Genomic DNA, 6,105 nt, shown 5'->3' on the forward strand with positions numbered 1-6,105 from the left:
TGGTCGAGAGCGAACAATAACCGCTTACTGCGAAACACTGCAAAAACGACGACGGACAAACCTAACAAACTGCGAGCGCTTGTTGGCTTAGCAAAACTCGCATTCTCAATTCTAGAATTTCTTACTGTTGTATTTACAGCGCTTTGTCGTACACGATTAGCCAGTCTTGGTGCAGAAATATGCCTAGGCGATAAGAATTGGCCTACCAAAAAACGTTTTTGTACCCAGTGATTGAAGTATTTTTATACTTTTTACTTCACTACCTCAGCTTGGTTGCTAATTGTGATATGTTAATTATGATGGATGTCACTTATTTTTCTTATTTTCATGATGGATGTCACTTATTTTTCTTATTTTCAATGCCAAGTTTTCCATTTAACCATGCAGGGAAGAATATACTAAACGGGATGTAGGTAACGATAAACATCAGGAACCAAATATATTGGCTAAACACGTTTAGTAAACTATGCCGACTAGTCAGTTTAAGTTTATCCGCTAAATGCTTATGGAACTTTACGATACCCAAACAGAGGCAAACATAGACCACAAACGAAACCACAAAAATAGCAATATTCACATAACTCTCTTAGGCATATAACATTTTATTCGTGCGCATGCGCGTTTACCTCGTTGGACCAGTGAAAATGCGCACAGTTAACTATCAGTATGCAAAGAACTTATCAGCATTCTGCTAAATATACCATCTGGAAAAATGCGCATGCGCGTTTCCCAAACCTATTATTTCAAATCGAAGACATATAAAATTTTGATAAACAATAATATTTTTAATTTATTCATGCATAAACGCGCAAAAATTTTTTCATTATTTCCCTTGATATCCGAGAATTCCAGATAACACTGTATACATATACAGCAATTTGAGCTAATGAGTTATCATGAGTCTAAAAAGCCCATTTCTGAAAGGTCTTCAGGAAGAAATGCGTATGCGTGGTTACAGCATTAGAACAGAAAAAACCTACCTATATTGGATTAAGGCATTCATTAACTTTCACCACAAGCGTCACCCTGAGACAATGGGAACGGAAGAGGTTACACAATTTTTAACCTTCCTTGCCAACCAACGAAATGTGGCTATCAACACACAAAAAATTGCACTTAACGCGTTAGCCTATTTGTATCAGAAGCATTTGCACCATGAGCTTGGGGATTTAGATTTTTGCTATGCCACTAAACAAAGACATTTACCTACAGTGTTATCCCCATCAGAAATCTCACTAATACTAAATGAACTTGATGGCCGCGATAGACTAATAATAGAACTACTCTATGGTAGCGGACTAAGAGTTTCAGAATGCCTCAGGTTACGTATCCAAGATATTGATATTGATAGAGCTTCGCTGACCGTTAGAGACGGTAAAGGGCATAAAGATAGGCAAACCATCCTCAGCAATAGATGCGCAAACAAGCTCACTACATATATTGAAATGGCTATTAAGATTCAACAGGATGACAACCTTCACGGGATAGGTCCATCTCTGCCAAATGCAGTAGAACGCAAGTATCCCAACGCGTTTAGGCAGCATGGGTGGATGTTTATTTTCCCTTCCAGCACTACTTGTATCAATCCTTATACAGGAACACTTTGCAGGCACCATTTACATCAAAGTGTTATTCGTAAAGCGCTCGGGAATGCCGTGCGTAATATTCAAATAAATAAACGCGTCACCTGCCATACGTTTAGGCATAGCTTCGCAACCCATTTGCTTCAAGCTGGTCGTGATATAAGAAGTGTTCAAGAATTACTGGGCCACAATGACGTTAGTACCACACAAATCTATACACATGTACTTGGCCAACATTTTGCAGGTACAACTAGCCCGTTAGACACAATATAAATGTCAGAGCCCTTTCGAAACTCAGTAGCATTACGAAAATTGGGTCAACTGAAGCTAAAAAAGTTGGTTGCACATCACACTGCTGAATAGCAATGGGGCAGGAATGAGCTGACTAAACGGCCGCTATGTAAAATAAGGCTAACATTGACGACCGTCTCTTGTTTGCTCTAAGGTGAAGTCTAAACCCACTCTTTTTAACTGTAAGATCGGATATGATACTACCCTGTTTTACATACGCGAGCGTTGTTAGGGTTACTCTACCCTATGCTTGATCACCATTCGAAAAGGTGGGCCATTTTTGAAATTGTTTTCAAGCCAATGCCATGGCTATTACGCTTGGCATATAAGTGCTGTAGGGATTTATCTTTAATTTCACCGACAATGACTTCTTTCACTTGATAACCCATTGCCACAGCAGCTGACGCATAAGCAACAAACTCCCATTTCTTGATATTGGTGTTATCAACAACGACCAAAGGGATACCTTCAGCTAAGGCATTAATAAACCGGGCTAAGTTTAAGTTGTGATATTCTGAAAGGCGTTGTTTTTCAAAATGATACTCGCCGTTTTCATTAAGAAAATAATCATCGGTTGAACAGATAAAATACTGTGTTTCATCGCCGGAGACGAGATCGTCAGCTAGCGTTTGCGCATAATGCGATTTTCCAGAGCCAGGTAGACCCCTCAAAATAAAAACTTGTTTCATCGAGTTTTGAACGTCACTGTTAGTATTAATAAAGCTATTTTTATCATCGAACATTCATAATGCCACAGTCCGACTGTTTTTTCATGGCTTTTACTCATTCTTTTCAGCCCAGTTTTTTGCATTTCAGTGTTTTTTTATTTGTCCATCGCAGGTAAGATACGGCTTACATGACGATAAGACACTCTGTCTTTTAATTTACAAATAAAAAATAAATCATTTGGAGTAAAGATGAGCCACACAGCGATAACGGAGCTACTAGCAGGCACCGTTGCGGTTGACAGCCAAGTAACAGTAAAAGGCTGGATCCGTACACGACGTGATTCAAAAGCAGGTATTTCATTTCTAGCCGTTCATGACGGTTCTTGTTTTGACCCTATTCAAGCCGTAGTCCCTAATTCGCTGAATAATTATGACGAAGTGACTCGTCTTACTGCTGGGTGTTCAGTAGCGGTGACTGGTGTGCTTGTACAATCACAAGGTCAAGGTCAATCTTTTGAGATCCAAGCGAACAGCGTTGAGGTATTAGGCTGGGTTGAGAATCCAGATTCATACCCAATGGCTGCAAAACGCCACAGTATTGAATACTTACGCGAACATGCGCACCTTCGCCCTCGCACTAATGTTATGGGCGCGGTTACGCGTGTACGTAACTGTCTTGCACAAGCTATTCACCGTTTTTATCATGAGCGTGGCTACCAGTGGATCAGCACGCCTATCATTACCGCAAGTGACTGTGAAGGCGCAGGCGAGATGTTCCGTGTATCTACACTTGATATGAACAACCTACCACGCACAGACAAAGGCGATGTAGACTATTCAGAAGACTTTTTTGGTAAAGAAGCATTCTTGACCGTATCGGGTCAGCTTAACGGCGAAACATACGCGAGTGCCCTTTCAAAAATCTATACTTTTGGTCCAACATTCCGTGCTGAAAACTCAAACACTTCTCGTCACTTAGCAGAATTTTGGATGGTTGAGCCTGAAGTGGCATTCGCCGACCTTAACGACATCGCGGCGCTCGCTGAGGACATGTTGAAGTATGTGTTTAAAGCAGTACTTGACGAACGTCGTGATGATATGGAATTTTTTGCACAGCGCATCGAAAAAGATGCCATTACTCGCCTAGAATCATTCATCGATAAAGACTTTGCTCAGGTAGATTACACAGATGCTATCGAAATTCTAAAAGCATGTGATAAAGAGTTTGAATTCCCTGTTGAGTGGGGCGTCGACTTACAATCAGAGCACGAACGTTACCTTGCTGAAGTACACTTTAACGCACCAGTAGTTATCAAAAACTACCCTCGTGATATCAAAGCATTCTACATGCGCCAAAACGAAGACGGTAAAACCGTTGCCGCTATGGACGTCGTTGCGCCTGGTATTGGTGAAATCATTGGTGGCTCACAACGTGAAGAGCGTTTAGATGTGCTAGATGCGCGTCTTGAAGAAATGGGCTTAAACAAAGAAGATTACAGCTGGTACCGCGACCTACGTAAGTATGGAACAGTGCCTCACTCAGGCTTTGGTCTTGGCTTTGAGCGCTTGGTTGCTTATGTTACTGGCATGGGCAACGTACGTGACGTTATTGCCTTCCCTCGTACTAAAGGCAGCGCGACTTACTAAAACGTCACAAACTCAGCTTTGCTAAAAACGCTCCCTTTTATGGGAGCGTTTTGCATTGTGCGTTTAGAGAGCTCTCATGATAACGTCAGCGCTTTACTATAGTTGTACCAACATAGCGCTCACCCGAGGTCATAGAACCCTGCCAATTCAAACACCTAAGTATTCATATGCACAACACAGCCCTCAATGTAATGTGATGTAATCGATCAATTTGCATAACCATACTTAAATTAAACACTGAAAACACTTTATTAACAAACCTTTTAAAGGGAGTTTTTTATGTTTAATACTGTCACCAATCAGCAAGCAAAAGCCACAGCAGATCACCTACAAGCTGCGCTGCAACCTAACAAGCAAGGTTTTGTCCCAGATTACAATATACCTTTACTCGCAACAGGAGGAGGAAATAGCCAGCCAGAAACCCTCAGCGCACTTGGGCCATTGGCAGATCTCATCGGCACTTGGGCAAGCGCTCGTTTTGCGGGATTTAATGTCATGCCGCTGCCGCAAGAAACTGCTCCAGAAGGGGTTATATTATTTAATTTCCCTTACTACGAGGTGATCACCTTTAGCGCCACACAAGGAAAAGTAGTAAATCGAGGTGGAGATTATCAACAAAATAGTTATACGATCTTTTATGAGCAACGTGTATTTTTTGCCGACGGTGACAAGAAAGACCAACTTGTGCATGCTGAAAATGGCACTTGGCTCAATTTAGCCACCACCAATCAAGGTTCAGGTAAGTACAACCGCCCTCCTTATATCCCCGCTCCTTCAGGTGGAGCAAACGTGCCAATACAAAATCCAGAGCATGCGATAGTCAAACAGGTTTCAATTCCACACGGTAACTCAATTTTAGCACTTGGAAATCATCACTTTGTCGATGGTCGTCCAGAAATTCCCATTGCCAACACGCTGCCGCAACCAGAAACTAAGGCAGGTACTGCCATTGCGGGTTTGTATGGAGAAAACTCACCGAGTAATCCAAATATCAATCCGAATATCGTGTTAGAACAACAATTGCTAGTTAACCAAGCATATAACCCTATCACTAAAACGGATATTTTGACCGTTAACAGTGACAATGATGGATTAGTTTCAAGTATCCCATTTTGTAAAAACCATGTAGACGTTCCAAACTTTTCTACCACTTACTGGATAGAAAGGTTATCCAGTGGCGCGTTGCAACTGCAATACACACAGAATATTTCGCTACAGTTTAACAACACCAAAAACAGCAAACTACTGTTTCCCCACATTACTGCAAACACCCTGTTTAAGGTGGGATAGCGATACTAGGATTTCGCTCAGGTTCAAAATATAAGTTGATATCTACATGTAGTTAGTCAGGTCTCAACCTTGTTGTTATTTGCCATGGCGAATTTAGCGGTGTCTATCGCTCGGCACCAAACATCAATCTAAAGCCATGACTTTGGTCATAAAGGATTTGAAAATGAGTAATGACGTTAAAGATCTTCAGGTTCAGCTCACAGAGCTAAGTTCAAAAGTTAAAGAATTAGAAAAGCAATATTCTGAGCAGCAAGCAGAGGGAGTACGTAAATGCGACGCTTGCGCCCTTACGTGCAGTCCTTGCTATTTATGTACTCCTTGCACTCCATGCTCGCCTTGTACAAACTGCCTCCCTTGTGTTGTCAATTTCTGTAACTGCTGCCTTCACTGTCAGCCTACTGCTACGCCAGAATCTGCATCACTGCAATGTCTACAGTGTCAACCTTCAGGGGGCGCTAGTGTTCAATGCGCACAAAGCATACAGTGTGTTCCTTGTATCATTTCGTTCTGTGTAACCTGTCAGCCTGCGCAGTGTGTTACTTGCCAGCCAACACAATGTGTTTTATGTCAACCGCAGTGTGTTACTTGCCAGCCAACACAATGTGTTTTATGTCAACCGCAGTGCG

General features: G+C 41.8%; 4 protein-coding genes and 1 pseudogene. 4 read left to right on the forward strand and 1 reads right to left on the reverse strand.

Going from position 1 to position 6,105, the window contains the following annotated elements:
- Together MHN32_RS23890 and MHN32_RS23155 are read left to right on the forward strand one after the other, a co-directional pair.
- A pseudogene (locus MHN32_RS23890) lies at positions 1-91 on the forward strand (transposase); the annotation flags it as partial.
- Between the two features lie 805 nt (positions 92-896).
- A complete protein-coding gene (locus tag MHN32_RS23155; protein ID WP_239422934.1) occupies positions 897-1,856 on the forward strand; it encodes an integron integrase in 960 nt (319 codons plus the stop codon).
- 272 nt (positions 1,857-2,128) lie between these two features.
- On the opposite strand, the gene MHN32_RS23160 is transcribed toward MHN32_RS23155, so the two are convergent.
- Positions 2,129-2,563: an AAA family ATPase gene (locus MHN32_RS23160; protein ID WP_026000942.1), complete on the reverse strand. Its 435-nt coding sequence runs from the start codon at positions 2,561-2,563 to the stop codon at positions 2,129-2,131.
- 228 nt (positions 2,564-2,791) lie between these two features.
- On the opposite strand from MHN32_RS23160, the gene asnS reads away from it, so the two are divergent.
- Positions 2,792-4,189 carry an asparagine--tRNA ligase gene (gene asnS / locus MHN32_RS23165; RefSeq protein WP_010379069.1) on the forward strand — a complete coding sequence of 466 codons (1,398 nt, stop codon included), beginning with the start codon at positions 2,792-2,794 and terminating at the stop codon, positions 4,187-4,189.
- 279 nt (positions 4,190-4,468) lie between these two features.
- Positions 4,469-5,479: a heme-binding protein gene (locus MHN32_RS23170; protein ID WP_010604792.1), complete on the forward strand. Its 1,011-nt coding sequence runs from the start codon at positions 4,469-4,471 to the stop codon at positions 5,477-5,479.
- The last annotated feature ends 626 nt before the right edge of the window (positions 5,480-6,105 follow it).

The sequence above is a fragment of the Pseudoalteromonas sp. Of11M-6 genome, assembly GCF_022347905.1.
In the GTDB taxonomy this organism is placed as follows: Bacteria; Pseudomonadota; Gammaproteobacteria; order Enterobacterales; family Alteromonadaceae; genus Pseudoalteromonas.